The organism is bacterium (genome assembly GCA_040753555.1).
Taxonomy (GTDB): domain Bacteria; phylum UBA9089; class UBA9088; order UBA9088; family UBA9088; genus JBFLYE01.
On record JBFMDZ010000224.1, the window covers coordinates 1 to 3,141 of the forward strand.

Genomic DNA, 3,141 nt, shown 5'->3' on the forward strand with positions numbered 1-3,141 from the left:
GGACATTGGGATTTCATTTGTCATTGGGATTTGGACATTGGGATTTTTATTCTTTGGCTTCATTATTTTCCTTAACATTATCTAAACATATACATTCCTTATTTCCCTATAGGGTGAATAGTTACTTGAAATATTGTTTTAGCTTATAAAGAAATTTTTTAGAAATTACTTTTTGTAAAAATATATCAAAGTCATATGAATACCTGTAAGGAAGCTGAAGCATTAAACCTGTCCCTCCACCCAATGTTCCTAAATTCCTAAATTCTTTTATTATTTCCAAAGTTTCTAACTGATTTTTATTTAAAATCTTTGATATATTTTTCATCATGCAATTTTTTTCTGCTTAATTCTAAAATAAAATTTTTGACAAAATTAAAAACACAAGGAATATAAACCTTTTTAGGATATTTTAAAAATACATCCTTAATTTCACCCTTTTTATAAACCCTAAATAGCCATTTTATTTGTTTTAAGCTGCCATAGCTTAAAACTTGATGGATAATATAAACCCTATCTTTTTCTAAATCAAGTTTTTTGATGTTTTTTGACCACAAAATCCCCTGAAGAAAGGTAAGTATCTTATGTTTTTTGTTCATCGGTAATCTTTCAATATTTTTTCTACATCCTTTGCCCTAAGCCTTCCATAGACCTTTTTGTCGATCATTATACAAGGGGAAAGACTGCAACACCCAAGGCAGGCAACCTTGTTTAACGAGAATAAACCATCTTTTGTTGTCTCTTTCTCTTTTATCTTAAGGTTTTCTTCTAAAGCAGAGCTTATTTTTTCTGCCCCACTTACATGGCAGGCTGTTCCATGGCAGGCTTTGATAAGATGCCTTCCTTGTGGAATAAACCTAAAGTGTGAATAAAAGGTTGCTATACCAAATATCTCAGCGGGAAATATCTTTGTCTTTTCGGCAATTATTTTTAATGCCTCAATCGGCAAATAGCCATAGCTATCTTGTGTCTCCTGAAGCAATTTTATAAGGTCTTGTCTTTCCTTATAATTTCCAAGAATTTTTTCTATTTCCATATTAAAACAAAGAACCCTCTCCTTTTTCCCTACAAGAATAAAAGAGAGGATTCTTGCTCGCGTTTTTAGAAAGCGAAATCCAGGCCCCCACTAATATAAAAGGGCCATCCCAAAGCTAGTTTTCCTGCCATTGTTGGAGAAAAGAAGTATCTTGCCCCAACTTGTCCACCGAACCCTACGCCAGAAGTATAAGCAGCCGATACCCCTACCAAAGGATTTGTTTCATTTCCCGAAGAATCCTTAAATTTTGCATCCCACTTGAAGTATCCGACGCCAACTTTGATGAATGGATCAAAAACCTTTCCAGGAGAAAAATGGTATGAACCTGAAGCAAGAGCTCCTAATAATGTATATTTCCACTCATATCCTGTTAGTCCTAGCCCCGACCAATCCTCAGTGAAACTTGTATAACTAACATCAAGCCCAACTCCCATATTTTCTTTTATACCGTATTCAACGCCTCCACCAAATCCAGTGCCCCATGCATAACCTACCATTGGTCCTACATATGTTTTGCCCATTTCAAATCCTTGGGCAAACAAGCTTGTTACCCCTAAAATACTTGCTAGTATTATTACCCTTTTCATTCTTTCTCACCTCCCTTTATTTAAATTTTAAATTATTATAAATTTTTCCTTTAATTCTTGTCAAGAAAAATTTTTATCAATGAGCTTTCCTGTCTATACCAAAAACGTAACTACTCAGGTTTTTTAAGTAGATGAGAAGACAAAGATTTAAAAATATGGGAAAAATTCTAAATCCAAAGCACAAACTAGAAATGTCCAATGTCCAAATCCCAATGACAAACAAAATCCCAAGTCCCAATGACCAATGCTTAAAATCTGATGTTGGACATTGAGTCATTGGACATTTATTGGACATTTGGATTTGGGCATTGGGATTTATTAGATGGAATTTATGGTTTATTACTTACAAAAGGTGAGTAGATACCCAAAAACTAATTCCATTACTTTCTTTAAAGATTATCTAAACACATACTCATAGTGCAATTATCACCTTTATTGATTCTCCTTGTTGTTGCACTACAGAGAATCCATCCTGAATTTTTGAGAGGTGAAATCTATGCGTTATCATTTCCTTTACACCAATCATTTTAATAACCTTTAGGGCATCTTGCAAATCCTTTGGTGCTGCTCCATAGGATGTTATTATTGTTATTTCATTCCTCCAGAGATTTGTGATGGGAAAATAGACATTTTCAGAGGGAGAGGGAACAGCAAAAAAGACAATAATTCCTCCTCTATCAATAGATGAAAATGCTCTATCTATTGCAGAGGCGTTTCCTGAACATAGAATTACACAATCAAATTTTTTTTCAGAAGAAAATTTTGTATCTGCTTTAAATTTCTTTGCAAAATTTAGCCTGTATTCATTTATATCCATACCAGCAACAAATAGCCCCTTCATCTTTGCAAGGGCTATATGAAGAAGCCCCGATACACCACATCCAATAACAAGGAGGCTTTTTTTAAATTCAAGTTTTGCAAGGTTTTGTGCCCTTATAACACAAGCTAGGGGTTCAATCAATGTTCCCTCCTCAAATGATATATCATCTGACAAGGGATATATTCCAAAATCTACATTCATTCTTGAAAGCCTTATGTATTCAGAGAATCCACCAGGGTCATAGTTTGTTACCTGCAGCATCTCGCAAGAGGTATGATGACCATTCAAGCAATAATAGCATTTATTGCAGGGTATATGGTGGGAGGCAAATATTCGCATTCCCTGTTTATAATCCTTTGATTTGCTTTCTACAATCTCACCGCAGGCTTCATGTCCTAATATAATTGGTGCCTTTGGCTTTCTATACCATTCCAAAAGGTCTGTTCCGCATATTCCACAGGCCCTTGTCTTCATCAATATTTCACCATCATTGATTTTTGGTATATCCCTTTCTTCTATCCTTATATCATTATTGCTATAATAAACCCCTGTCTTCATTAAACATTGTATTAATACTCAACTTATGAGCAAAAAATAGAATTTTAAGAATGAAAAAACTAAAAACTTAAAACTAAAAGCGAAAAACCACAATTCAAAACTAAAAACTAAAAGATTAAAACTTAAAGACTATACCTAATCTA

General features: G+C 33.9%; 5 protein-coding genes. All 5 read right to left on the minus strand.

The features are described 5' to 3' along the window. Positions 1-121: 121 nt before the first annotated feature. Positions 122-328: a hypothetical protein gene (locus AB1630_11630; protein ID MEW6104442.1), complete on the minus strand. Its 207-nt coding sequence runs from the start codon at positions 326-328 to the stop codon at positions 122-124. Further along, the gene (locus AB1630_11635; GenBank protein ID MEW6104443.1) at positions 297-596 is read right to left on the minus strand and encodes a hypothetical protein; all 300 of its coding nucleotides are present in this window, start codon (positions 594-596) and stop codon (positions 297-299) included. Before AB1630_11635 ends, AB1630_11630 begins: the two co-directional genes overlap by 32 nt. Then, positions 593-1,033: an NADH-quinone oxidoreductase subunit NuoE gene (gene nuoE / locus AB1630_11640; GenBank protein ID MEW6104444.1), complete on the minus strand. Its 441-nt coding sequence runs from the start codon at positions 1,031-1,033 to the stop codon at positions 593-595. Before nuoE ends, AB1630_11635 begins: the two co-directional genes overlap by 4 nt. A 65-nt stretch (positions 1,034-1,098) precedes the next feature. After that, a complete protein-coding gene (locus AB1630_11645; protein ID MEW6104445.1) occupies positions 1,099-1,620 on the minus strand; it encodes an outer membrane beta-barrel protein in 522 nt (173 codons plus the stop codon). A 412-nt stretch (positions 1,621-2,032) separates the two neighbouring features. Continuing rightward, the gene (locus AB1630_11650) at positions 2,033-2,998 is read right to left on the minus strand and encodes an alcohol dehydrogenase catalytic domain-containing protein (GenBank protein MEW6104446.1); all 966 of its coding nucleotides are present in this window, start codon (positions 2,996-2,998) and stop codon (positions 2,033-2,035) included. Between the last annotated feature and the right edge of the window lie 143 nt (positions 2,999-3,141).

Coding starts and splice junctions, on each gene's coding strand:
- AB1630_11630 (MEW6104442.1), bottom strand. CDS start 328: ATGATGAAAAATATATCAAAGATTTTAAATAAAAATCAGTTAGAAACT.
- AB1630_11635 (MEW6104443.1), bottom strand. CDS start 596: ATGAACAAAAAACATAAGATACTTACCTTTCTTCAGGGGATTTTGTGG.
- nuoE (MEW6104444.1), bottom strand. CDS start 1,033: ATGGAAATAGAAAAAATTCTTGGAAATTATAAGGAAAGACAAGACCTT.
- AB1630_11645 (MEW6104445.1), bottom strand. CDS start 1,620: ATGAAAAGGGTAATAATACTAGCAAGTATTTTAGGGGTAACAAGCTTG.
- AB1630_11650 (MEW6104446.1), bottom strand. CDS start 2,998: ATGAAGACAGGGGTTTATTATAGCAATAATGATATAAGGATAGAAGAA.